The following is a 23,220-nucleotide window of genomic DNA, read 5'->3' on the forward strand; positions in this document are numbered from 1 at the left end:
TACGACTTAGATGTGTAGATGTTCGGCGGCGTACAGGGTGTTTTCCAGCAGGCAGGCGCGAGTCATCGGGCCCACGCCGCCCGGCACCGGGGTAATCCAGCCGGCGCGAGGCAGGGCGGTTTCGTACACCACGTCGCCGACCAGTTTGCCGTCTTCCTGGCGGTTGATCCCGACGTCAATAACGATCGCGCCTTCTTTGATCCACTCGCCTTTGACCAGCCCGGGTTTGCCGGCTGCAACCACCACCAGGTCGGCATTGCCTACATGGCCAGCCAGGTCGCGAGTGAAGCGATGTGTGACCGTTACGGTGCAGCCAGCCAACAGCAGCTCCATCGCCATCGGTCGGCCAACGATGTTGGAGGCGCCAACGATGACTGCATTCATGCCGTACAGGTCGGCGCCAGTGCTGGCCAGCAAGGTCATGATGCCTTTAGGGGTGCAGGGGCGCAGCACGGGGATGCGTTGTGCCAAGCGGCCGATGTTGTAGGGGTGAAAGCCGTCGACATCTTTATCTGGGCGAATGCGCTCCAGCAGCAGGGAGGCGTCCAGGTGTTCCGGTAGCGGAAGCTGGACCAGGATGCCGTCGATGCTCGGGTCATCATTAAGGCTGTCGATCAGGTCGCGCAGCTCGGTCTGGCTGGTGCTGGCCGGCAGGTCGTAGGCCCGGGACAGGAAACCGACTTCTTCACAGTCTTTGCGCTTGTGCGAGACATACACCTGAGAGGCGGGGTCGCTGCCTACCAGGATCACCGCCAGGCCAGGGGTGCGAAGACCCTGTTGGCGACGCTCGGCGACACGTTGGGCGATCTGCTGGCGCAGGCTAGCGGCGATCGCTTTGCCGTCGATTAGTTGTGCGGTCATGACGCTTGGTTAACCATCGGAAATGATTGAAAAAGGACGCGCATTCTCGCATGACAAGCCGGGCGGGCAAAGGCGGCTGGTCAGCAATTTCCCGTAACTCCTTTATCTCACTGAATTTTTTACGTTTTAGTGTTGACGGCAGTGAAAGCTGACTATAACATTCGCCCCGCTTGTCGAGCACAGCCAGACGCTGGGTAAGAAGGCGGAGCGAGTCGATGTCTGGTTCGCTGCAGCCAAAGCTTTAAGTCTGCGCTTCATGCGGAATGCAGATGAATAAGTGCCCGTAGCTCAGCTGGATAGAGCATCCGCCTTCTAAGCGGATGGTCGCAGGTTCGAGTCCTGCCGGGCACGCCAATAGGCTGTTTGGCACAAGTAACGCAATATGGTGGGCGTAGCTCAGTTGGTAGAGCACAGGATTGTGACTCCTGTTGTCGTGGGTTCGATCCCCATCGTCCACCCCATATTCGAAAAGACGCCAGACCTCAAAGTCTGGCGTCTTTGCTTCAAAGCCTGTTACGCGGACGTGGTGGAATTGGTAGACACACTGGATTTAGGTTCCAGCGCCGCAAGGCGTGAGAGTTCGAGTCTCTCCGTCCGCACCACCTTATATAGTTTCCCTCCCGCTTTCCTGCCCGCTTCTCAGTGTGGTGACTTCTTCAGTTTGACCCACTAGAATGCATGCCCTTGATTCTGGGGCCGGAAACGGCCGGCTAACGTCTGTGCAACGAGGAATATCCATGCAAGTTTCTGTTGAAAACACTTCCGCTCTTGAGCGTCGCATGACCATTGGCGTTCCGGCTGAGCGCATCGAGACTGAAGTCAACAAGCGTCTGCAGCAGACTGCCCGTCGTGCCAAGGTTCCTGGCTTCCGTCCGGGCAAAGTGCCGATGAGCGTTATTCGTCAGCGTTATGAAGATGCTGCGCGTCAAGAAGCTCTAGGCGATCTGATTCAGGCCACTTTCTACGAAGCCGTTGTCGAGCAAAAACTGAACCCGGCCGGCGCCCCTGCTGTAGAGCCGAAGGTGTTCGAGAAGGGCAAGGATCTGGAATACGTCGCTACTTTCGAAGTGTTCCCGGAATTTCAGGTGGCTGGCTTTGAAGGCATTGCTATCGAGCGTCTGCAGGCTGATGTGGCTGATGCGGACCTCGACAACATGCTGGAAATCCTGCGCAAGCAAAACACTCGCTTCGAGAAGGCTGAGCGTGATGCCCAGGACGGCGATCAGCTGAATATCGATTTTGTTGGCAAGGTCGACGGCGAAGCATTCGCCGGCGGTTCGGCCAAGGGTACTCAGCTGGTGCTGGGTTCCAATCGCATGATCCCGGGTTTTGAAACCGGTCTGGTCGGCGCCAGAGCCGGTGAAGAGCGCGTGCTCAACCTGACGTTCCCGGCCGATTATCAGAATCTGGACCTGGCTGGTAAAGAGGCTGAATTCACGGTCACCGTCAACAGCATCTCCGAGCCTAAGCTGCCGGAGCTGAATGACGACTTCTTCGCCTTGTTCGGCATTAAAGAAGGCGGCCTGGAAGGCTTCCGCACTGAGGTTCGTAAGAACATGGAGCGCGAGCTGCGCCAAGCCATCAAATCCAAGGTGAAGAACCAGGTGATGGAAGGCTTGCTGGCTAGCAACCCGATCGAAGTGCCGAAGGCCCTGCTGGGTAATGAAGTTGACCGTCTGCGTGTGCAGGCTGTTCAGCAGTTCGGCGGCAACATCAAGCCGGATCAACTGCCGGCTGAGCTGTTCGAAGAGCAAGCCAAGCGCCGTGTGGTGTTGGGTTTGATCGTTGCTGAAGTGGTCAAGCAGTTCGAACTGAAGCCTGACGACGCCCGCGTGCGTGAGCTGATTCAAGAGATGGCTTCCGCTTACCAAGAGCCTGAGCAAGTCGTGTCCTGGTACTACAAGAACGACCAGCAACTGAACGAAGTCCGTTCGGTTGTACTGGAAGAACAAGTTGTAGATACTGTTCTACAGAAGGCCAATGTGACCGATAAGCAGGTCTCTTACGAAGAAGCGGTCAAGCCGGCGGAAGCCCCGCAAGCAGCCTGACCCCTACCCTTAGTTCGAGCAACCATAAGCCAGCCTTCGTGCTGGCTTATGTGTATTTGAGACATGACTAGTTAGGGAGCGATCGGAATACATGTCCCGTAATCCTTTTATGCAGCAAATGCCCGACATCCAAGCCGCAGGCGGCCTGGTGCCCATGGTGATCGAGCAGACCGCCCGTGGCGAACGCGCCTATGACATCTATTCGCGCCTGTTGAAGGAGCGAGTGATTTTCCTGATTGGTCCGGTAGAAGACTACATGGCTAATCTGGTGGCGGCGCAGCTCTTGTTCCTCGAAGCGGAAAACCCGGACAAGGACATTCACCTCTATATCAATTCGCCGGGTGGTTCGGTGACTGCGGGCATGTCGATCTACGACACCATGCAATTCATCAAGCCGGATGTCTCCACCATCTGCATCGGTCAAGCTTGCAGCATGGGGGCGTTGTTGCTGGCGGGTGGTGCAGCAGGTAAGCGCTATTGCCTGCCGCATTCGCGGATGATGATTCACCAGCCGTTGGGTGGTTTCCAGGGGCAAGCCTCGGATATCGAGATCCACGCCCGCGAGATCCTGACCATTCGTGATCGCCTGAACAAGATTCTGGCGGATCACACAGGTCAGCCGATCGAGGTTATTGCCCGTGACACTGATCGTGACAATTTCATGAGTGGTGATGACGCGGTCAAGTACCGCCTTATCGACCAGGTGCTTAGCAAACGTCAGTTGGCTGGCTAAATAATCTGTCATGTTGCGGTCAGCGCTGCGTGGCCGCTTTGCGGGCTTGAAAATGCCCGCATTTGCCCTCATCTTGTGTTTCAAGCCTACCGGATTGGATTGATCGAATGACTGACACCCGCAACGGCGAGGACAACGGCAAGTTGCTTTATTGCTCCTTCTGCGGCAAAAGCCAGCATGAAGTGCGCAAATTAATTGCCGGCCCCTCGGTCTTCATCTGCGACGAGTGCGTCGACCTGTGCAACGACATCATCCGCGAGGAGGTGCAAGAAGCCCAGGCCGAGAGCAGTGCGCATAAACTTCCTGCACCTAAGGAAATCAGCACCATCCTCGATCAGTACGTGATTGGTCAGGAGCGGGCGAAAAAGGTTTTGGCGGTAGCGGTCTACAACCACTACAAGCGTCTCAATCAGCGCGACAAGAAAGACGATGTCGAGCTGGGCAAGAGCAACATCCTGCTGATAGGCCCGACGGGTTCGGGTAAAACCCTGCTGGCCGAGACTTTGGCGCGCTTGCTGAATGTACCGTTCACGATTGCTGATGCCACCACGCTGACTGAAGCAGGTTATGTCGGTGAGGATGTCGAGAACATCATTCAGAAACTGCTGCAGAAGTGCGATTACGATGTTGAGAAGGCCCAAATGGGCATTGTCTACATCGACGAAATCGACAAGATTTCGCGTAAATCGGATAACCCCTCAATCACCCGTGACGTGTCGGGCGAGGGTGTGCAGCAGGCCCTGTTGAAGTTGATCGAGGGCACTGTGGCCTCGGTTCCACCGCAAGGTGGGCGCAAGCATCCGCAGCAGGAGTTCCTGCAGGTTGATACGCGCAATATCCTGTTTATCTGCGGTGGCGCGTTCTCTGGGTTGGAAAAAGTCATCCAGGGCCGCTCAACCAAGGGTGGCATCGGCTTCAATGCCGAGGTGCGCAGCATCGACCTGGGTAAGAAGGTGGGCGAGTCCTTGCGCCAGGTCGAGCCTGATGACCTGGTGAAGTTTGGTCTGATTCCGGAGTTCGTTGGTCGCTTGCCGGTCATCGCGACTCTCGATGAGCTGGATGAGGCTGCATTGATGCAGATCCTTACCGAGCCGAAGAACGCTCTGACCAAGCAGTACGCCAAGCTGTTCGAGATGGAGGGCGTAGATCTGGAGTTTCGTCCGGATGCGCTGAAGTCTGTGGCTCATCGTGCGCTGGAGCGTAAAACCGGTGCTCGCGGGCTGCGTTCGATCCTTGAAGGCGTGTTGCTCGACACCATGTACGAGATTCCCTCGCAGTCCGAGGTTAGCAAGGTGGTGATCGATGAGAGCGTCATCGCTGGCACGTCCAAGCCGCTACTGATTTACTCAAACAGCGAGCCGCCAGCCAAGGCGGTGCCTGAGGCGTGATCAACTCTGTGACTTGAGTACAAAGGGGCCTACGGGCCCCTTTGTATTTCCTGCTGCAGTGCTTGTTTTTTCTCGGGGCTGCCCCCATCTTAGGGCCAAGGGTATTCCCATCTGTTTACGGCCGAATGGCCGCCGTAGAGCCGAAATCATGAAGACGACCGTCGAATTGCCTCTCTTGCCGCTGCGCGATGTTGTGGTCTATCCACACATGGTTATCCCGCTATTCGTGGGGCGTGAGAAATCTATCGAAGCCCTGGAAGCCGCAATGACTGGCGATAAGCAGATTCTTCTGCTTGCGCAGAAAAATCCGGCAGACGACGACCCCGTTGAGGATGCGCTGTACCGTGTCGGGACCGTTGCTACCGTGCTGCAGTTGCTGAAGCTGCCGGATGGCACCGTCAAGGTTCTGGTAGAGGGCGAGCAGCGCGGTTCCATCGAGCGCTTTATCGAGGTGGACGGCCATTGCCGCGCGGAGGTTGCGCTGATTGAGGAAGTGGACGCCGCTGAGCGTGAGTCGGAGGTCTTTACCCGCAGCTTGCTCAGTCAGTTTGAGCAGTATGTGCAGTTGGGGAAGAAGGTACCCGCTGAGGTGCTCTCATCACTGAATAGCATCGATGAGCCAAGCCGCCTGGTTGACACTATGGCGGCGCATATGGCGCTGAAAATCGAGCAGAAGCAGGAAATTCTCGAGATTACCGATCTGTCGCTGCGGGTCGAACATGTGCTGGCATTGTTGGATGCTGAGATTGACCTGTTGCAGGTTGAGAAGCGCATCCGCGGCCGTGTGAAGAAACAGATGGAGCGCAGTCAGCGCGAGTACTACCTGAATGAGCAGATGAAGGCCATTCAGAAAGAGCTAGGTGATAGCGAAGAAGGTCATAACGAACTCGATGAGCTGAAAAAGCGCATCGAAAACGCCGGCCTGACCAAAGAAGCGCACATCAAAGCGCATGCCGAGTTGAATAAGCTCAAGCAGATGTCGCCGATGTCTGCTGAAGCGACAGTGGTGCGCTCTTATATCGATTGGCTGGTAAATGTGCCGTGGAAGGCTGAAAGCAAGGTGCGTCTTGACCTGGCTAAGGCTGAGGAGATCCTCGATGCCGATCACTACGGTTTGGAGGAGGTTAAGGAGCGCATTCTCGAATATCTCGCCGTGCAGAAGCGGGTAAAAAAAGTCAAAGGCCCGGTGCTTTGCTTGGTGGGTCCGCCGGGTGTTGGTAAAACTTCGCTGGCTGAGTCGATTGCCCATGCAACGAATCGCAAGTTCGTGCGCATGGCCTTGGGTGGGGTGCGTGACGAAGCGGAAATTCGCGGTCACCGTCGTACTTATATCGGCTCAATGCCAGGTCGTTTGATTCAAAAGATGACCAAGGTTGGTGTTCGTAACCCGCTCTTTTTGCTCGATGAGATCGACAAAATGGGCCAAGACATGCGTGGCGATCCTGCTTCGGCATTGTTGGAGGTGCTCGATCCTGAGCAGAATCACAATTTCAATGACCACTATCTAGAAGTTGATTACGACCTCTCGGATGTGATGTTCCTTTGCACCGCAAACTCCATGAATATTCCAGCTCCTTTGCTGGATCGTATGGAGGTAATCCGTCTGCCGGGCTACACCGAGGACGAGAAGATCAATATCGCGGTCAAATATCTGGCGCCCAAGCAGACACAGGCTAATGGTCTGAAAAGGGGTGAGTTGGAATTTGAGGATGCGGCAATCCGTGACATGATTCGCTACTACACCCGTGAAGCGGGGGTGCGTAGTCTTGAACGGCAGATCGCCAAAGTTTGCCGTAAGGCGGTTAAAGAGCACATCCGCGAGAAGCGTTTCAAGGTGTTGGTGACGGCAGATTCGCTGGAGCACTTCCTCGGTGTGAGCAAATATCGCTATGGCTTGGCCGAGCAGCAAGACCAAATTGGCCAGGTTACTGGCTTGGCATGGACGCAAGTAGGCGGTGAGTTGTTGACCATCGAAGCGGCTGTCGTACCGGGTAAAGGACAGTTGATCAAGACCGGTTCGCTGGGCGATGTGATGGTTGAATCCATCACCGCCGCGCTCACTGTTGTGCGTAGCCGGGCGAAAAGTCTGGGAGTCGCTCTGGACTTCCATGAGAAGCGTGACATCCATATCCATATGCCCGAAGGCGCAACGCCAAAAGATGGGCCCAGCGCAGGCGTAGGCATGTGCACGGCCTTGGTTTCAGCGTTAACGCAGATACCGGTGCGTGCAGATGTGGCCATGACTGGTGAGATCACTCTTCGTGGCCAAGTTCTGGCTATCGGCGGCTTAAAAGAAAAACTGCTTGCGGCGCATCGCGGTGGAATCAAGATCGTGATTATTCCGGAAGAAAACGTGCGCGATCTGAAAGAAATTCCAGAAAATATTAAGCAAGACCTGCAGATTAAACCGGTTAAATGGATTGACGAGGTCCTGCAAATTGCGCTGCAATACGCCCCGGAGCCCTTGCCTGATGCGGCTCCAGAGATGGTTGCAAAGGATGACAAGCGCGAGACTGATTCCAAGGAGCGAATTAGCACGCATTAGCCGGGGGGCTTCCTTGACACATTTTTAGAGCCCTTGTTATAAAGCGGCTCTTCTTGTGTCAGCAGGCCACCCAGCACCCGCTTTGCTTTCACCCAAAATTAAGAAATAAACTCAAACAGAAATAAGGGGACTTAGAGTGAACAAGTCGGAACTGATTGATGCTATCGCCGCATCTGCTGATATCCCGAAAGCTGTCGCTGGCCGTGCGCTGGACGCAGTAATCGAATCCGTCACTGGCGCTCTGAAGGCTGGTGATTCTGTAGTACTGGTTGGCTTCGGTACCTTTGCTGTTAAAGAGCGTGCAGCTCGCACTGGCCGCAATCCGCAGACTGGTAAGCCGATCAGCATTGCTGCTGCTAAGATCCCAGGTTTCAAAGCTGGTAAAGCTCTGAAAGACGCCGTTAACTAAGCGTCTTTTGGGCCTTTGCCCATCCAGGTCAGGGTCACTCCTGATCAGGCAGCGGAGCGGTAGTTCAGTCGGTTAGAATACCGGCCTGTCACGCCGGGGGTCGCGGGTTCGAGTCCCGTCCGCTCCGCCAGTTACGAGAAGGCGCATCCTCGGGTGCGCCTTTCTTCTATCCGGATTCTACCCACGCGCCACGGCCGCTTATTTCAGTACGGTCGTTTCTGGGGGACGCATGCTGCAGAACATCAGGGACAATTCACAAGGCTGGATTGCCAAGACCATTATCGGTGTCATCGTCGCCTTGATGGCGCTGACGGGCTTCGACGCTATCTTCAATGCCACGGGTAACCGCCAGAGTGCCGCCGACGTTAACGGCGAAGAAATCAGCCAGAGCGAGCTGAGTCAGGCGGTGGAAATGCAGCGTCGTCAGTTGATGCAAAAGCTTGGCAAAGATTTTGATGCCTCGTTGCTTGACGACAAACTACTACGCGAAGCGGCCCTCAAGGGGCTGATCGAGCGTAAGCTGCTGCTGCAAGGTGCTAAAAATTCAGATTTCGCCTTCTCCCAACCGGCTATCGATCAACTGATTTTGCAAACGCCGGAGTTTCAGGTGGATGGCAAGTTCAGCTCGGATCGCTTCGATCAAGTCATTCGCCAGATGGGTCATACCCGTCTGCAGTTCCGCCAGATGCTTGAGCAGGAAATGCTGATCGGCCAACTGCGTGCCGGGCTGGCTGGTAGCGGCTTCGTGACCGACGATGAGGTTCAGGCCTTTGCCCGCCTTGAGAAGCAGACCCGCGATTTCGCTACCCTGACCCTCAAGGCTGATGCCAAAGTCGTGACGCTCACCGATGATGAGATCAAGGCTTACTACGACGAGAGCGCCAACCAGTTCATGAGCCCAGAGCAAGTGGTGCTCGAGTATATTGAGCTGAAAAAGGATGCCTTCTTCGACAAGGTTGAAGTCAAAGACGAAGACCTGCAGGCACTCTATCAGAAGGAAATTTCCAACCTGGCTGAGCAGCGTCAAGCTGCGCACATCCTAGTTGAGGTCAACGATAAGCAGGGCGACGAACAGGCCAAGGCGAAGATCGAAGAAGTCAAAAAACGCCTGGCCCAAGGTGAGGATTTCGCGGCGCTGGCCAAAGAGTTCTCCCAAGATCCTGGCTCTGCTGCCAATGGCGGTGACCTTGGTTATGCCGGCCCAGGTGTCTACGATCCAGCCTTCGAAGAAGCGCTCTATGCCTTGCAGGAGAATGCAGTATCCGCGCCAGTGCGCAGCACATACGGCTGGCATCTGATCAGGCTGCTGGGCGTACAGGCTCCGGAAGTCCCAAGCTTTGCCAGTTTGAAAGATAAGCTGACGCGTGAGCTGAAAGCGCAGCAAGTTGAGCAGCGCTTTGTCGAAGTGACGAAAGAGTTGGAAGACTCTGCATTCGAGGCCTCCGACCTGGCACAGCCTGCGCAAGAGCAAGGGCTGGTAGTCAAGACCAGCGCAGCTTTCGGTCGTGAGGGGGGCGAAGGTCTGACGGCTAACCGCCAGGTTATTCAGGCGGCGTTCAGCCCTGAAGTGCTGGAAGAGGGCGCCAATAGTGGGGCTATCGAGCTGGATCCCGATACGGTGGTGATCTTGCGCGCCAAAGAGCACAAAAAGCCTCAACAGTTGCCGCTCGAGCAGGTTGCCGCCAGTATTAGCGAGCACTTGGCTAAGGTGCGTGCTAGCGAAGCCGTTGAAGCTAAAGGCCAGGCGTTGCTCGGCAGTCTGCGTGAAGGCAAAACGCCGGTTGCGCAGGCTCAGGACGGTCAGGCCTGGAAGGTTGTGGAGGCGGCGACGCGCAGCCAGGAAGGCGTTGAGCCTGTCGTGCTGCAAGCGCTGTTCCGCATGCCGAAACCTGAAGGCGCCGACAAACCTAGCTTTGTGGGTGTGACGCTGGGCAATGGCGATTACGTGTTGCTGCAGCTGAAAGGTGTCAGTGAGCCGGAAGAGGCGCTGAGCGACGAGGAGAAGGGCATGTATCGCCGTTTCTTGGCTTCGCGCAGTGGCCAGCAGGATTTCGCTGCCTTCCGCAGCCAGCTGGAAGCAAAGGCGAAGATCGAGCGCTTTTAAGCGCGCGTTCGTTGCCCAAGAAAAAGGCCGCTCATTGAGCGGCCTTTTTCGTTTGCAGCGTTTATCAGTCTTCGATAGCGCCCATGGCGGTGGTGTTGAAGCCACCGTCCACGTACATGATTTCGCCGCTGATGCCCGACGCCAGGTCAGAGCAGAGGAAGGCGCCGGCATTGCCGACTTCTTCGATGGTCACGTTACGGCGCATCGGAGTCTGCGCCTCGTTGGCGGCGAGCATCTTGCGGAAGCTCTTGATGCCGGAAGCAGCCAGGGTGCGGATCGGGCCGGCCGAGACGGCGTTGACGCGGGTGCCTTCCGGGCCAAGGCTGCCGGCCAGGTAGCGTACACCGGCCTCCAGGCTGGCTTTGGCCATGCCCATGACGTTGTAGTTCGGCATGGTGCGCTCGGCGCCCAGGTAGGACAGGGTTAGCAGGCTGCCGTTGCGGCCTTTCATCATTTCGCGGCCGGCTTTGGCCAGGGCGACGAAGCTGTAGGCGCTGATGTCGTGAGCAATGCGGAAGCCTTCACGGGTGGTGACTTCGGTGAAGTCGCCGTTCAGTTGATCGCCCGGGGCGAAACCGACCGAGTGGACGATCACGTCCAGGCCGTCCCACTTCTTGCTCAGCGCTTCGAAGACCTTGGCGATCTCTTCGTCGCTGGCCACGTCGCACGGGAAGCACAGCTCGGCGCTGGAACCCCAGCCTGCGGCGAACTCTTCGACACGACCTTTGAGCTTGTCGTTCTGGTAGGTGAAGGCAAGTTCTGCGCCCTCGCGATGCATGGCGGCAGCGATGCCGGATGCGATGGACAGTTTACTGGCGACACCGACGATCAGTACGCGCTTACCGGCGAGAAAACCCATGTGTTATTCCTCTTCCTGCTTTCAAGGATTAATCGGCAGCCACTGGCGCCATAAAAGCGGCTTCCAGCAACTGCTGTGTATAAATGTGCTGTGGCGCGGCGAAGATAGCCTCTGCCGGCCCCTGTTCAACTACCTGACCCTGCTTGACCACCATCAAGTGGTGGCTGAGCGCCTTGACCACTGCCAAGTCATGGCTGATGAACAGGTAAGTCAGGTTGTACTTGCTCTGCAAGGATCGCAGTAGCTCCACCACCTGGCGCTGGACCGTGCGGTCGAGCGCCGAAGTAGGTTCATCCAGCAAGATCAGCGCCGGTTTCAGCACCAATGCCCGAGCAATGGCAATCCGCTGCCGTTGCCCGCCGGAAAACTCATGGGGGTAGCGGTGCCGAGTTTCCGGATCCAGACCCACCTCCAGGAGTGCATCGATTATTGCCTGTTCCTGCTCAGTTTCAGTGCCCATCTTATGGATGCGCAATCCTTCTCCGACAATTTGGCCCACCGACATGCGTGGGCTGAGGCTGCCGAAGGGGTCCTGGAACACCACCTGCATCTGCCGCCGTAGTGGGCGAACCTCGTGTTGCGACAGACCGTTCAACGCCTGGCCCTGAAAACGGATGGCGCCCTGACTGCCAAGCAGCCGCAAGATGGCCAAACCCAGGGTGGATTTACCGGAACCGCTTTCACCGACGATGCCCAGTGTTTGGCCCTGAGGCAGGCTGAAATTGATGCCGTCCACCGCTTTCACGTAATCGACCGTGTGGCGCAGTAGCCCTTTCTTGATCGGGAACCACACCCGCAGGTCATCGACTTCTAACAGTGGTGCGCCAGCAGGGTTGGCTGCCGGCTCGCCGCTGGGTTCGGCGCCAAGCAATTCCTGGGTATAGGGATGCTGTGGCGCATGGAACAGTTCGTCGCATGACGCCTGTTCGACGATCCGACCGCGCTGCATGACACATACCCGATGCGCAATTCGCCTGACCAGATTGAGGTCGTGGGTGATTAACAGCAGTGCCATGCCCAGACGGGCCTGCAATTGCTTGAGCAGTTCGAGGATTTTCAACTGCACGGTGACGTCCAGCGCAGTAGTCGGCTCATCGGCAATCAGCAGTTCCGGCTCGTTGGCCAGGGCCATGGCGATCATCACGCGTTGCCGTTGACCGCCTGAGAGCTCGTGGGGGAAGGCCTTGAGCCGTTTGTGTGGCTCAGGGATGCCGACCAGCTCCAGCAGCTCCAGGGTGCGCTTGGTGGCGGCCTTGCCGCTCAGGCCCTTGTGCAGGGCGAGCACCTCGTTGACCTGCTTCTCGATGCTATGCAGTGGATTGAGCGAGGTCATCGGCTCTTGAAAGATCATGGCGATGCGGTTGCCACGAATGCCGCGGAGCTTGTTCTCGTTGAGCTTGAGCAGGTCGTGACCGGCATAGTGGATGCTGCCCGAAGGGTGACGGGCCAGCGGGTAGGGCAGTAGGCGCAGGATCGAATGGGCGGTGACCGATTTGCCCGAGCCGCTCTCGCCGACCAGGGCCAGGGTTTCGCCGCGACGAATATCGAAGCTAACGCCTTCCACAACCCGCTGTGCCTCCCCGCCCATTACGAACTCGACGGCCAGATCGCGCACTTCAATCAAATTTTCGGCTAGCAGATTCTCGGCCATCTTATTTCCTCGGGTCGAAGGCATCGCGTGCGGCTTCGCCGATAAACACCAATAAGGTCAGCATCAGTCCCAGCACGGCAAAGGCGCTGATCCCCAGCCAAGGAGCCTGCATATTGGATTTGCCCTGGGCGACCAACTCGCCCAGCGAAGGCGCGCCGGGAGGCAGGCCGAAGCCAAGGAAATCCAGGGCGGTCAGGGTGCCGATGGCGCCGGTGAGGATGAACGGCATGAAGGTCATGGTCGAGATCATCGCGTTCGGCAGGATGTGGCGGAACATGATGGCAACGTTCTGCATCCCTAGCGCGCGGGCCGCGCGGACATATTCCAGGTTGCGCCCACGGAGGAACTCGGCGCGTACCACATCGACCAGGCTCATCCAGGAGAACAGCAGCATGATGCCTAGCAGCCACCAGAAGTTCGGCTGCACGAAGCTGGCGAGGATGATCAGCAGATACAGCACCGGCAGCCCCGACCAGACTTCGAGGAAGCGCTGGCCGAGCAGGTCGACCCAGCCGCCATAGAAGCCCTGCAGGGCGCCGGCGATCACGCCGATGATCGAGCTGAGGAGGGTCAGCGTGAGGGCGAACAGCACCGAGATACGGAAGCCGTAGATCACCCGGGCGAGCACGTCGCGGCCTTGATCGTCGGTGCCCAGCAGGTTCTGTGCCGAGGGTGGCGCCGGGGCCGGCACCTTCAAGTCGTAATTGATGCTCGAATAGCCGAAGGGGATCGGCGGCCACAGGATCCAGCCGTCCTTCTCGGCGATCAGCTCACTGATATACGGGCTCTTGTAGTTGGCTTCCAGCGGGAATTCGCCACCGAAAGCGGTCTCCGGGTAGCGCTTGAGGACCGGGAAGTACCACTCGCCGGCGTAATGCACCGCCAGCGGTTTGTCGTTGGCGATCAGCTCGGCACCGAGGCTGAGGACAAACAGTCCGAGGAACAGCCAGAGTGACCACCAGCCGCGCTTGTGGGCCTTGAGGCGTGCGAAGCGGCGTTGATTGAGTGGAGACAGCTTGAGCGTGATAGCCATCTCAACCCTCCCGGTTTTCGAAGTCGATGCGCGGATCGACCAGGGTGTAGGTGATGTCGCCGATCAGTTTCACGATCAGTCCCAGCAAGGTGAAGATGAAGAGGGTGCCGAATACCACCGGATAGTCGCGGTTCAGCGCCGACTCGAAGCTCAAGAGGCCGAGGCCGTCGAGGGAGAAGATCACCTCGATCAGCAGCGAACCGGTGAAAAACATGCCGAGAAAGGCCGAGGGGAAGCCGGCGATGATCAGCAGCATGGCATTGCGGAACACATGGCCGTAGAGTACGCGGCGCTCGGAGAGGCCCTTGGCGCGGGCGGTAACCACATACTGCTTGTTGATCTCGTCGAGGAAGCAGTTCTTGGTCAGCAGGGTGAGGGTGGCGAAGTTGCCGATCACCAAAGCGGTTACCGGCAGCACCAGGTGCCAGAAATAGTCGAGGATTTTGCCGCCGAGGCTGAGTTCGTCGAAGTTGTTCGAGGTCAGCCCCCTGAGCGGGAACCAGTCGAAATAGCTGCCGCCGGCGAATAGCACGATCAACAGGATGGCAAACAGGAAGGCCGGGACCGCATAACCGACGATGATCGCCGAGCTGGTCCAGACGTCGAAGCTGCTGCCGTGGTGGGTGGCCTTGGCGATCCCCAGCGGGATGGACACCAGGTACATGATCAGGGTGCTCCACAGCCCGATGGAGATGGACACCGGCATCTTCTCGATGATCAGGTCGGTGACCTTGGCATCGCGGAAGAAGCTCTCACCGAAGTCCAGTTGCGCGTAGCTTTTTAGCATCAGCCAGAAACGCTCGGGGGCCGGTTTATCGAAGCCGTACATGCGCTCGATCTCATGCACCAGTTCGGGGTCCAGGCCCTGGGCGCCGCGATAGTTGGCGCCGGCTACGGCCACTTCCGCGCCGCCGCCAGCGATGCGGCTGGTGGCGCCTTCGAACCCCTCGAGCTTGGCGATCATCTGCTCCACCGGGCCGCCGGGCGCGGCCTGGATGATGATGAAGTTGATCAGCAGGATGCCAAACAGGGTGGGAATGATCAGTAGCAGCCGGCGCAGAATATAGGCGAGCATTTATTCGGCTTCCTCGGGCGCTGGTTGGGGCTGCGCTTGCGACTGTGGCGGGCCAGGATCGGCTGTTTCGCTGCTTTGCCACCAGGTCATCAGGCCGTAGTCGTAGCGGGGCGGGGTGGCTGGGCGGCCAAACTTATTCCAGTGGGCGACACGCCAGGTATCGACGTAGTAGTTGGGTATCACGTAGTGGCCCCACAGCAACACGCGATCCAAGGCGCGCGTGTGCTTGATCAGGCTCTGCCGGGAGTCGGCACGAATGACCCCCTCGACCAGTTGGTCGATCGCCGGATCGCGCAGACCGATGAAGTTGCGGCTGCCGGGGCTGTCGGCGCTGCTGGAGTGCCAGAATTCGCGCTGTTCGTTGCCCGGCGAGTTGGACTGCCCCCAGGTGGCGTTGGTCATGTCGAAGTCGCGTGAGCGCAGGCGGTTGACGAACTGCGAGGCGTCGACCCGGCGGATCTGCATGTCGATGCCCAGTTCGGCCAGGTTGCGCATGAACGGCAGCAGGATGCGCTCCATGTTGGTCTGGTAGAGCATGAACTCGAACGTCAGCGGTTTGCCGTCCGGGCCGACCATCTTGTCATTTTCGATGCGGTAGCCGGCGTCCAGCAGCAGTTGATAGGCCTTACGCTTCTGTTCCCGAATGATGCCGTCGCCATTGTTGACCGGCGGCTGGTAGACCTGGCTGAAGACTTCCGGCGGAATCTGCGCGCGCAAGGGTTCGAGAATCTTCAGCTCTTCGGCGTCCGGCAGGGCATGGGCGGCCATTTCCGAGTTTTCGAAGTAACTGCTGTTGCGCTTGTAGGAGCCGAAGAACAGCTGTTTGTTCGACCATTCGAAGTCGAACAGCAGACCGATCGCTTCGCGCACGCGGCGATCCTGGAACAGCGGTCGGCGGATATTGAAGGCAAAAGCCTGCATGCCCACCGAGTTGTGGTTGGCAATGTCTTCTTTGATGATGCGGCCGTCGCGCACTGCTGGGCTGTCGTAACCGGTCGCCCAGTCCTTGGCGGAATACTCCAGATTCATGTCGAACTGGCCGGCCTTGAAGGCTTCCAGGGCCACGGACGTGTCGCGGTAGTAGTCGACGACTATGGCGTCGAAGTTGTAATAGCCACGGTTGGCCGCTAGATCCTTGCCCCACCAGTCTTTCACCCGCTCGAAGCGGAGGGTGCGCCCCGCGGCGACGGAGGTAATCCGGTAAGGCCCGCTGCCGAGCGGTGGTTCGAGATTGGACTTGGAGAAGTCGCGGGTGGCCCACCAATGTTTAGGCAAGATCTGCAGCTGGCCAAGAATCAGCGGCAGTTCACGGTTACCGGCATGCTTGAAGTCGAAGCGCACGCGCCGCGGGCTTTCGGCGACCACCTTGGCGACGTCCGCATAGTAATTGCGGTACTGCGGGTCGCCGTTCTTGAGTAGGGTCTCGAAGGTAAAGATCACATCCTCGGCCGTGACCGGGGTGCCATCGTTGAAGCGGGCTTTCGGGTGCAGATAGAAGCGCACATGGCTGCCATCTGCCGCCTTCTCGATTTTTTCGGCGAGCAGACCGTACTCGGTAAAGGGCTCGTCCGGTGAGTGATAGGTCAGGCTGTCGTAGATCAGGCCGAGCTGATCCGCCGCAACCCCCTTGGGGATGAAGGCGTTGAGGCTGTCGAAGCCACCGTTACCGGCGAGACGCAGGGTGCCGCCTTTCGTTGCCTCCGGGTTTACATAAGCGAAGTGCTTGAAGTCGGCCGGGTACTTGGCCGGCTCGTCATACAGGGTAATGGCATGTTTCGGCGCCGCCTGGCCGAGGCTGGCCAGGCTCAAGAGCAGGACGCCGCTGCTGTGCAGCAGGGTGCGCAAAGTGCTCGTCATTGGGCGTTCTCCGTAGGCTTCAGCCACCAGGCGCGCAAACCCAAGGTGTAGGGCGGCGTGGTGACGAAGGCGAACCGGTTGCGGTACGCCAGGCGATGATAGTTGAGGTACCAATTGGGAATGCTGTAGTGCTGTGAGAGCAGGACGCGATCCAGGGCACGAGCAGCCGCCACCTGTTCGTCGCGGGACTGCGCGGCCAGCAGTTGCTCGAGCATGCTGTCGATTACCGGGTGGGCGACACCGGCGTAGTTTTTGCTGCCTTTGACACCGACCTGGCTGGAATGGAAATACTGCCATTGCTCCAGGCCGGGGCTGAGGGTTTGCGCCAGGGTCATCAGAATCATGTCGAAATCGAATTGGTCCAGGCGCTGTTTGTACTGGGCGCGATCCACGGTGCGCAGATTGGCCTGAATGCCAATGCTGGCGAGGTTCTCGGTATAGGGCTGGAGGATGCGCTCAAGGTTCGGGTTGACCAGCAAAATCTCAAAGCGCAGTGGTTCACCACGACTGTTCAGCAGGCGTTGCCCGGAGGGTTTCCAGCCGGCTTCGGCTAATAGACCCAGCGCGCGGCGCAGGGTTTCCCGCGGGATGCCGCGCCCATCGGTTTGCGGCACGCTGAAGGGCTCGGTAAACAGGCTTGCGGGCAATTGCTTGCGGTAGGGCGAGAGCAGCAGCCATTCGCGCCCCTCGGGTTTGCCGAAGGCGGCGAACTCGCTGTTCGGGTAGTAGCTCTTGGCGCGTGTGTAGGCGTCGTTGAACAGCGTGCGGTTGGTCCACTCGAAATCGAACATCAAGCCCATGGCCTCACGTACCTTGCCCTCGGCAAAGGTGGCGCGGCGACTGTTCATGAACAGCCCCTGGGTCTGTGTCGGGATTTGATGGGGGATCTCGGCGCGGATCACCTCACCGCGCATGACGGCGGGGAAACGGTAGCCGTTGGCCCAGTTTTTTGCCTGGTGCTCGATGTAGAAATCGAATTCGCCGGCCTTGAAGGCCTCGAACGCGACATCGCTGTCCCGGTAGAACTCCACCTCGACCCGGTCAAAATTGTACTTGCCGCGGTTGGCCGGCAACTTCTCACCCCACCAGTCTTTCACCCGTTCGAACAGCAGTTGGCGACCGGGTAGCACTTTGGTGATTTTGTACGGTCCGCTACCCAGTGGCGGTTCGAAGGTGGTGGCTTTGAAGTCTCGGTCTTTCCAGTAGTGCTGCGGTAATACCGGTAGCTCGCCGAGGCGCAGGATCAGCAGGGGATTACCGGCCCGTTTGAAGACGAAGCGGATGCGCTGACGGCCGAGGATATCGACCCGCTGCACTTCCTGCAGCTTGGTGCGGTACTGCGGATGCCCCTCCTTGAGTAGCCGGCGGTAGGAGAACGCGACGTCGTAGGCGGTGATCTGCTTGCCGTCATGAAAGCGCGCTTCAGGACGCAGGTTGAACACTACCCAGCTGCGATCCTCGCTGTATTCCACCGACTGGGCAATCAAGCCATAACTGGAGGCTGGTTCATCACCGGAGGGGTCGTATTGCCCGGTGCCGGCCATCAACGGTTCGTTCAACTCCGTCACCCCATACTGCTGGAAATTGGGCGTGGACGATGGGCTGCTGCCCTTGAACGTGTAGGAGTTGAGCGTATCGAAGGTGCCGAAGGCCATTACCCGGATGGTGCCGGCTTTGGGCGCATCTGGGTTGACCCAGTCGAAATGGGTAAAACTGGCGGGATACTTGAGTGCACCGAACTGGGCATAACCGTGGCTTTCGCTGAGGGTTGCGAAAGCGGGAAAGCTCGTGGCCAGACTGAGGAACAGCAAGAGGAGGGGACGCATCAGGCGAGGGATCCGATCCGTGGCGGCTTTGGGCTTCTTGGTAGGTACAGTAACAGCTTGTATCCGCAGGAAAAAGAGTAAGCCCCGCGGCAGGGGAAATGGGCACTAAGGCGACAGTGGATTGCGCCGTTGCTGGCGGGGCCGCGGCAGATCAGCGAGCTGTATGCCGACAGTCGGGTTTCCGGGCGAGCGCCCAAACATGAGCAGTTCATGCATGGCTTTTCAGCGGGCCACTCAGCTGACTGGGCGCTGCCTGGAGGCGCTGAGTCAGCGTTAGCGGCCGCTGAGATAGAGGGTAATAGTCTGGCCGGGTGTGAGCTCGTGACTGGTGCGGGGGTTCCAGGTTTTCAGGTGTTGCATCTCAACTTTGAAGCGTTTGGCGATCAGGTACATCGAGTCGCCTTTCTGCACCTTGTAGTAGGTGATCGCTTCACGCCCTTTGCTTGCAGGCCCTTTGCTGGTGCTCCGCGTCGCCGGTTTGCTGCCTTGCAACGCTAGCGTCTGTCCGGCCTTCAGTCCGTTGGCGGAGAGCTTGTTCCAGCGCTGCAGGTCTTTGACCTCGACATTGTTGGCTTTGGCGACTTGCCACAGGTTGTCGCCGTTCTTGACGCGGTAGCTGCGCGGCGCCTCTTCGCGGCGGGCGGTGTTCTGGAATAGCGGTTGTGTAGGTTTCACCCCTGGTTGTGCGGGAATACTGAGAACCTGGCCGACGCGCAGGTGATTGCCCGGCAACTGGTTAATCTCCTTGAGGGTGTTCACCGTCAGGTGATAGCGGTTGGCGATGCCATGCAGGCTGTCGCCGGTGCGCACCTGGTATTCCTGCCAGTCCACCAGCTCTTGCGGCTTCATCATGGACAGGTTGGCGGCCAGCAGTTCGGCTTTTTCCGTGGGCACCAGCAGTTGTTGTGGGCCATCCAGGGTGATGCGCTTCTTGAAGGCTGGGTTGAGCTGGTACAGCTCATCCTCGTCGACATCGGCCATGGCGGCGACGCGCGACAGATCCATGCGTTGCTTGATCTCGACCACCTCGAAATACGGCTCGTTGGCGATCGGGTCGAGGTCGATGCCGTAAGCGTCGGGCGCCATTACCAGCTGTGACAAGGCCAGCAGCTTGGGCACGTAGTCCTGGGTTTCCTTGGGCAGTGGCAGGTTCCAGTAGTCGGTCGGTAGACCGAGTTTCTGGTTGCGCTCAATGGCCCGGCTGACGGTGCCTTCGCCGGCGTTATAGGCGGCGAGGGCGAGCAGCCAATCACCGTTAAACATCTCATGTAGGCGCGAGAGGTAATTCATCGCCGCATTGGTCGAGGCGGTGATGTCACGGCGGCCGTCGTACCAACTGGTCTGCTGCAGGTTGAAGTGGCGGCCGGTGGACGGGATGAACTGCCAGAGGCCGGCAGCATCGCTGCGCGAATAGGCGAAGGGGTTGTAAGAGCTTTCGATGACCGGCAGCAAGGCCAGTTCGAGCGGCATGTTGCGCTCTTCCAGGCGTTCGACCACATAGTGGATATACAGGCTGCCCCGGCCGCTGGCGCTTTCAAGGTAGGAGGGCTTGCTGGCAAACCACAGGCGCTGCTGTTCGATGCGCGGGTTGATGCCGATCTCGTCCTGTAGCTTGAAGCCGGCGCGCATCCGATCCCAGATGTCCTGGGGTTTTTCAGGTTCAGGCGTGTCCGTCAGCCATTGCGAATGTGGTTGCGGTTGCAGCTCGACCGCCAGATCGGTGTCGCGGCCGGGGTCATCATCGCGGCTACTGCCCAGGTTCTGACAGCCGGCGAGGGCCGCCGCGCAGACCACCACAAGCGTTCGTGCGGCCCGTGCCAATGCGTCTAAATCGAGAGTCTTGCGCGCTGATGACGACATTGGCTAGGAGGTTATTCCAGGCGAAAAGGTCGGGCGATTCTAGGAAGGGTACTCAAGGTGGTCAAGTTTTAACCGGCTCGCGGGTCCGTAGCCAAAGGCCTTAAAACTGATCCTTCCAGGCCCGCAGGCTAGCGAAGACCGCGCTCGGTGTCCGGTTTCTGGCGCCGTCCCGCTCGTCGGCTTTCGCTATGACGCTGGTTTCGCTACTGCGTAAAAAGGGGTTGGTCGCCCGCTCCAAGGCCAGATTGGACGGCAGGCTGATGCGCCCGGCAGCCCGCCAGGCGCTGACTTCGGCCAGGCGTTGGGCGATGCTGGGGTTCTCCGGCTCTACCGCCTGGGCGAAGCGCAGGTTGCTGAGGGTGTATTCGTGGGTGCAGTAAACCTGTGTGTCATCCGGCAGGGCGGCCAGGCGGCTGAGGGAGTGGTACATCTGCTCGGGCGTGCCCTCGAACAAGCGGCCGCAACCCGCGGCAAACAAGGTGTCGCCACAGAACAACCAGGGTCGCTGCGGGTCGGCATGGTAGTAGGCGATATGCCCGAGGGTATGCCCCGGGACCTCCAATACCCGAAACTGGCGGCCGAGCACCTCGACCTGATCGCCCTCACGCAGGGCGATATCGCGGGCCGGGATGTTTTCCTGGGCGGGGCCTAACACCCGTGCGCCTGTCGCGGCTTTGAGCCGTTCGACGCCGCCGACGTGGTCAAAGTGATGGTGGGTGACCAGAATATCGCTGAGCTGCCAGCCCGGGTGCGCGGCCAGCCAGGCCAGCACCGGGGCCGCGTCACCTGGATCGACCACCGCGCAACGCTGTTTGGTCGTCTCTTGTAACAACCACAGGTAGTTGTCGTTGAAAGCAGGGAGGGCGTCGATCTGTATCATGGTCTGAATCGCTAAGCTGAGCATATTGGCGCATCTTAGGCTGCAATTGTCTCGCCAAGCGTTTTTTGTTCAGCCACGCAAGCAAGGCTTATTGACGGAGAGGCTCTTATGACCGATCAGGCTTTCGCTCAGGCCGACCCCGAGTGGCTCGCGCTGATCAGTGCCGCGCGTGGCTGGTTTGCCGGGCCGCTGGGCCAGCTCTTGCTGGAAGAAGAGCGGCGCTTACTGGAAGACGAACTGGCCCGCTTCTTCGGCGGTTATTTGGTGCATTACGGGCCATCGGCCGAGCTGCCGCCGGGCGCCAAGCAGATTCAGCGCAGTGTGCGCCTGGGCGCACCGTTGCCGGGGGTCGAGATCGTTTGTGAGGAGCAGGCCTGGCCGCTTACCGAGTCCGCGGCGGATGTGGTGCTGTTGCAGCATGGCCTGGACTTTTGCCTGTCGCCCCACGGTTTGCTCCGTGAGGCGGCGCGCAGCGTGCGCCCGGGCGGGCATCTGCTGATCATCGGCATCAATCCGTGGAGCAGTTGGGGCTTGCGCCACGTGTTCGCCCGCGATGCCTTGCGTGAGGCGCGTTGTATTGCACCAACGCGGGTCAGTGACTGGCTGCACCTGCTCGGCTTCGCGCTGGAGAAACGCCGCTTCGGGTGCTATCGTCCGCCGCTTGCTTCGAGTGCCTGGCAATCGCGTCTGGGCCGTTTGGAGACTTGGGGCTGTGCCTGGCAAATGCCTTGCGCGGGCTTCTATCTATTGGTGGCGCGTAAGCTGGTGATCGGCTTGCGGCCACTGCGTCAGGCCCAGCGAGTGCCTATGGGCAATCTGGTGCCAATGCCGGTGGCCAAGGTCAGCCGGCGTGATTCTGAAAAGTGACACCTGAGCAGTAAAACTAATGAGCGAACAGATCGAAATTTTCACCGACGGCGCCTGTAAAGGTAATCCCGGTCCCGGTGGCTGGGGCGCGTTGCTGGTTTTCAAGGGCGTGGAAAAAGAATTGTGGGGCGGTGAAGCCGAGACCACCAATAATCGTATGGAGCTGACCGCAGCAATCCGCGCGCTGGCGGAACTCAAGCGCCCGTGCGACGTGCGTTTGGTCACCGACTCCGAATACGTGATGAAGGGCATGCAGGAGTGGCTGCCGAACTGGAAGAAGCGCGGCTGGAAAACCGCGGCTAGGCAACCGGTGAAGAACGCCGACCTTTGGCAACAACTGGATGAGCAGGTCAACCGCCACCAGGTGACATGGCAGTGGGTCCGTGGCCATACCGGCCATCCCGGTAATGAGCGGGCCGATCAGTTGGCTAATCGTGGGGTAGAGCAAGCGAGGAGCTTAAAGCATGCGTAGTGTCGTACTCGATACCGAAACCACTGGTATGCCGGTCACCGACGGCCACCGGATCATTGAGATCGGTTGCGTCGAGTTGATCGGCCGGCGCCTGACCGGGCGGCATTTCCATGTGTATTTGCAGCCGGATCGGGAAAGTGATGAGGGCGCCATCGCGGTGCACGGCATCACCAATGAGTTTCTCGCCGACAAGCCACGTTTCCGTGAGGTGGCGCAAGAGTTCTTCGAGTTCATCAAAGACGCGCAGCTGATCATCCATAACGCGGCGTTCGACATCGGCTTTATCAACAACGAATTTGCCCTGCTCGGCCAGCAGGATCGCGCCGACATCACCGAGCATTGCTCGGTGCTCGACACCCTGCTGATGGCCCGCGAGCGCCATCCGGGGCAGCGCAACAACCTCGATGCCTTGTGCAAGCGCTATGGGGTCGACAACTCCGGGCGTGAGCTGCACGGCGCCTTGCTCGACGCCGAGATTCTCGCCGACGTCTACCTGAACATGACGGGTGGCCAGACCAGCCTGTCCCTGGCCGGCAATGCTTCGGACGGCCATGGCGCCAGCGGCGGTAGTCAGGCCAGTGAAATTCGCCGCTTGCCGGCGGATCGTCAGCCTACGCGGGTGATCCGCGCCAGTACCGAAGAGTTGGCCGCGCATGCCGCACGGCTGGCGATTATCGAAAAGGCCGCCGGCGCTCCACCGCTCTGGGTGCAGATGGAGCAACCGAAGATCGAAGCCTGAAGCTGGCGCCGAT

18 protein-coding genes, 4 tRNA genes and 1 pseudogene are annotated in these 23,220 nt (G+C 59.0%); 14 read left to right on the forward strand and 9 right to left on the reverse strand.

Features of this window, described 5'->3' with window-relative positions:
• Positions 1-6: 6 nt before the first annotated feature.
• The gene (gene folD, locus FFS12_RS03885) at positions 7-861 is read right to left on the reverse strand and encodes a bifunctional methylenetetrahydrofolate dehydrogenase/methenyltetrahydrofolate cyclohydrolase FolD (protein WP_137885604.1); all 855 of its coding nucleotides are present in this window, start codon (positions 859-861) and stop codon (positions 7-9) included.
• Positions 862-1,138: 277 nt separating this feature from the next.
• On the opposite strand from folD, the gene FFS12_RS03890 reads away from it, so the two are divergent.
• From FFS12_RS03890 to FFS12_RS03935, 10 genes are all read left to right on the forward strand, one after another.
• Positions 1,139-1,215 (forward strand) — tRNA-Arg (locus tag FFS12_RS03890).
• 31 nt (positions 1,216-1,246) lie between these two features.
• Positions 1,247-1,322, forward strand: a tRNA-His gene (locus tag FFS12_RS03895).
• Positions 1,323-1,378: 56 nt separating this feature from the next.
• Positions 1,379-1,463, forward strand: a tRNA-Leu gene (locus FFS12_RS03900).
• Positions 1,464-1,598: 135 nt separating this feature from the next.
• On the forward strand, positions 1,599-2,909 hold the full coding sequence (tig, locus tag FFS12_RS03905; protein WP_137885605.1) for a trigger factor: 1,311 nt from the start codon (positions 1,599-1,601) through the stop codon (positions 2,907-2,909).
• Between the two features lie 91 nt (positions 2,910-3,000).
• Positions 3,001-3,642, forward strand: coding sequence for an ATP-dependent Clp endopeptidase proteolytic subunit ClpP (gene clpP / locus FFS12_RS03910; protein ID WP_137885606.1), 642 nt, complete (start codon positions 3,001-3,003; stop codon positions 3,640-3,642).
• Between the two features lie 107 nt (positions 3,643-3,749).
• Complete coding sequence (clpX, locus tag FFS12_RS03915; RefSeq protein WP_119956546.1) at positions 3,750-5,030, forward strand: ATP-dependent Clp protease ATP-binding subunit ClpX; 1,281 nt, start codon at positions 3,750-3,752, stop codon at positions 5,028-5,030.
• Between the two features lie 148 nt (positions 5,031-5,178).
• Complete coding sequence (lon, locus tag FFS12_RS03920) at positions 5,179-7,575, forward strand: endopeptidase La (protein ID WP_137885607.1); 2,397 nt, start codon at positions 5,179-5,181, stop codon at positions 7,573-7,575.
• 136 nt (positions 7,576-7,711) lie between these two features.
• Positions 7,712-7,984: a nucleoid-associated protein HU-beta gene (gene hupB, locus FFS12_RS03925; RefSeq protein WP_003239952.1), complete on the forward strand. Its 273-nt coding sequence runs from the start codon at positions 7,712-7,714 to the stop codon at positions 7,982-7,984.
• Between the two features lie 53 nt (positions 7,985-8,037).
• Positions 8,038-8,114 (forward strand) — tRNA-Asp (locus FFS12_RS03930).
• Positions 8,115-8,213: 99 nt separating this feature from the next.
• The gene (locus FFS12_RS03935; RefSeq protein ID WP_137885608.1) at positions 8,214-10,088 is read left to right on the forward strand and encodes a SurA N-terminal domain-containing protein; all 1,875 of its coding nucleotides are present in this window, start codon (positions 8,214-8,216) and stop codon (positions 10,086-10,088) included.
• A 64-nt stretch (positions 10,089-10,152) separates the two neighbouring features.
• Here FFS12_RS03935 and fabI read toward each other — a convergent pair whose 3' ends face one another.
• Genes fabI through FFS12_RS03965 form a run of 6 tightly spaced genes read right to left on the reverse strand, consistent with a single transcriptional unit; the run spans position 10,153 to position 18,389 of the window.
• Positions 10,153-10,947, reverse strand: coding sequence for an enoyl-ACP reductase FabI (gene fabI / locus FFS12_RS03940; RefSeq protein ID WP_137885609.1), 795 nt, complete (start codon positions 10,945-10,947; stop codon positions 10,153-10,155).
• A 28-nt stretch (positions 10,948-10,975) separates the two neighbouring features.
• On the reverse strand, positions 10,976-12,598 hold the full coding sequence (locus FFS12_RS03945; protein WP_171011805.1) for an ABC transporter ATP-binding protein: 1,623 nt from the start codon (positions 12,596-12,598) through the stop codon (positions 10,976-10,978).
• Position 12,599: 1 nt separating this feature from the next.
• Positions 12,600-13,631: an ABC transporter permease gene (locus FFS12_RS03950; RefSeq protein WP_137885610.1), complete on the reverse strand. Its 1,032-nt coding sequence runs from the start codon at positions 13,629-13,631 to the stop codon at positions 12,600-12,602.
• A gap of 1 nt (position 13,632) precedes the next feature.
• The gene (locus tag FFS12_RS03955; RefSeq protein WP_137817120.1) at positions 13,633-14,706 is read right to left on the reverse strand and encodes a microcin C ABC transporter permease YejB; all 1,074 of its coding nucleotides are present in this window, start codon (positions 14,704-14,706) and stop codon (positions 13,633-13,635) included.
• A complete protein-coding gene (locus FFS12_RS03960) occupies positions 14,707-16,563 on the reverse strand; it encodes an extracellular solute-binding protein (protein ID WP_137885611.1) in 1,857 nt (618 codons plus the stop codon). It lies immediately after the preceding gene.
• A complete protein-coding gene (locus tag FFS12_RS03965) occupies positions 16,560-18,389 on the reverse strand; it encodes an extracellular solute-binding protein (RefSeq protein WP_137885612.1) in 1,830 nt (609 codons plus the stop codon). Before FFS12_RS03965 ends, FFS12_RS03960 begins: the two co-directional genes overlap by 4 nt.
• A 117-nt stretch (positions 18,390-18,506) precedes the next feature.
• On the opposite strand from FFS12_RS03965, the pseudogene FFS12_RS20090 reads away from it, so the two are divergent.
• Positions 18,507-18,666: pseudogene (locus tag FFS12_RS20090) on the forward strand (histidine kinase); the annotation flags it as partial.
• On the opposite strand, the gene FFS12_RS03975 reads toward FFS12_RS20090, so the two are convergent.
• Both FFS12_RS03975 and gloB read right to left on the reverse strand, forming a co-directional pair.
• Positions 18,663-20,249: a lytic transglycosylase domain-containing protein gene (locus FFS12_RS03975; RefSeq protein ID WP_137885613.1), complete on the reverse strand. Its 1,587-nt coding sequence runs from the start codon at positions 20,247-20,249 to the stop codon at positions 18,663-18,665. The pseudogene FFS12_RS20090 and the gene FFS12_RS03975 sit on opposite strands and share 4 nt — an antisense overlap.
• Before the next feature lie 100 nt (positions 20,250-20,349).
• Positions 20,350-21,129, reverse strand: a complete 780-nt coding sequence (gloB, locus tag FFS12_RS03980; RefSeq protein WP_137885614.1) for a hydroxyacylglutathione hydrolase — start codon at positions 21,127-21,129, stop codon at positions 20,350-20,352.
• Between the two features lie 108 nt (positions 21,130-21,237).
• Between gloB and FFS12_RS03985 the strand changes: the two genes are divergently transcribed.
• The 3 genes from FFS12_RS03985 to dnaQ are packed head-to-tail and all read left to right on the forward strand — an operon-like array spanning position 21,238 to position 23,207.
• The gene (locus tag FFS12_RS03985) at positions 21,238-21,996 is read left to right on the forward strand and encodes a methyltransferase domain-containing protein (protein WP_137885615.1); all 759 of its coding nucleotides are present in this window, start codon (positions 21,238-21,240) and stop codon (positions 21,994-21,996) included.
• Between the two features lie 19 nt (positions 21,997-22,015).
• Positions 22,016-22,468 (forward strand): ribonuclease HI, encoded by a 453-nt coding sequence (rnhA, locus tag FFS12_RS03990; protein ID WP_137885616.1) that lies wholly within the window; start codon positions 22,016-22,018, stop codon positions 22,466-22,468.
• Positions 22,461-23,207: a DNA polymerase III subunit epsilon gene (gene dnaQ, locus FFS12_RS03995; protein WP_137885617.1), complete on the forward strand. Its 747-nt coding sequence runs from the start codon at positions 22,461-22,463 to the stop codon at positions 23,205-23,207. The genes rnhA and dnaQ overlap by 8 nt, the downstream gene beginning before the upstream one ends.
• Positions 23,208-23,220 lie beyond the last annotated feature (13 nt).

The organism is Pseudomonas sp. 2FE, from assembly GCF_005503735.1.
Classification (GTDB): Bacteria; Pseudomonadota; Gammaproteobacteria; order Pseudomonadales; family Pseudomonadaceae; genus Aquipseudomonas.

Coding starts and splice junctions, on each gene's coding strand:
- clpP (WP_137885606.1), top strand. CDS start 3,001: ATGTCCCGTAATCCTTTTATGCAGCAAATGCCCGACATCCAAGCCGCA.
- FFS12_RS03945 (WP_171011805.1), bottom strand. CDS start 12,598: ATGGCCGAGAATCTGCTAGCCGAAAATTTGATTGAAGTGCGCGATCTG.
- FFS12_RS03965 (WP_137885612.1), bottom strand. CDS start 18,389: ATGCGTCCCCTCCTCTTGCTGTTCCTCAGTCTGGCCACGAGCTTTCCC.
- FFS12_RS03960 (WP_137885611.1), bottom strand. CDS start 16,563: ATGACGAGCACTTTGCGCACCCTGCTGCACAGCAGCGGCGTCCTGCTC.
- clpX (WP_119956546.1), top strand. CDS start 3,750: ATGACTGACACCCGCAACGGCGAGGACAACGGCAAGTTGCTTTATTGC.
- fabI (WP_137885609.1), bottom strand. CDS start 10,947: ATGGGTTTTCTCGCCGGTAAGCGCGTACTGATCGTCGGTGTCGCCAGT.
- lon (WP_137885607.1), top strand. CDS start 5,179: ATGAAGACGACCGTCGAATTGCCTCTCTTGCCGCTGCGCGATGTTGTG.
- FFS12_RS03950 (WP_137885610.1), bottom strand. CDS start 13,631: ATGGCTATCACGCTCAAGCTGTCTCCACTCAATCAACGCCGCTTCGCA.
- FFS12_RS03955 (WP_137817120.1), bottom strand. CDS start 14,706: ATGCTCGCCTATATTCTGCGCCGGCTGCTACTGATCATTCCCACCCTG.
- FFS12_RS03975 (WP_137885613.1), bottom strand. CDS start 20,249: ATGTCGTCATCAGCGCGCAAGACTCTCGATTTAGACGCATTGGCACGG.
- gloB (WP_137885614.1), bottom strand. CDS start 21,129: ATGATACAGATCGACGCCCTCCCTGCTTTCAACGACAACTACCTGTGG.
- FFS12_RS03985 (WP_137885615.1), top strand. CDS start 21,238: ATGACCGATCAGGCTTTCGCTCAGGCCGACCCCGAGTGGCTCGCGCTG.
- FFS12_RS03935 (WP_137885608.1), top strand. CDS start 8,214: ATGCTGCAGAACATCAGGGACAATTCACAAGGCTGGATTGCCAAGACC.
- rnhA (WP_137885616.1), top strand. CDS start 22,016: ATGAGCGAACAGATCGAAATTTTCACCGACGGCGCCTGTAAAGGTAAT.
- folD (WP_137885604.1), bottom strand. CDS start 861: ATGACCGCACAACTAATCGACGGCAAAGCGATCGCCGCTAGCCTGCGC.
- dnaQ (WP_137885617.1), top strand. CDS start 22,461: ATGCGTAGTGTCGTACTCGATACCGAAACCACTGGTATGCCGGTCACC.
- tig (WP_137885605.1), top strand. CDS start 1,599: ATGCAAGTTTCTGTTGAAAACACTTCCGCTCTTGAGCGTCGCATGACC.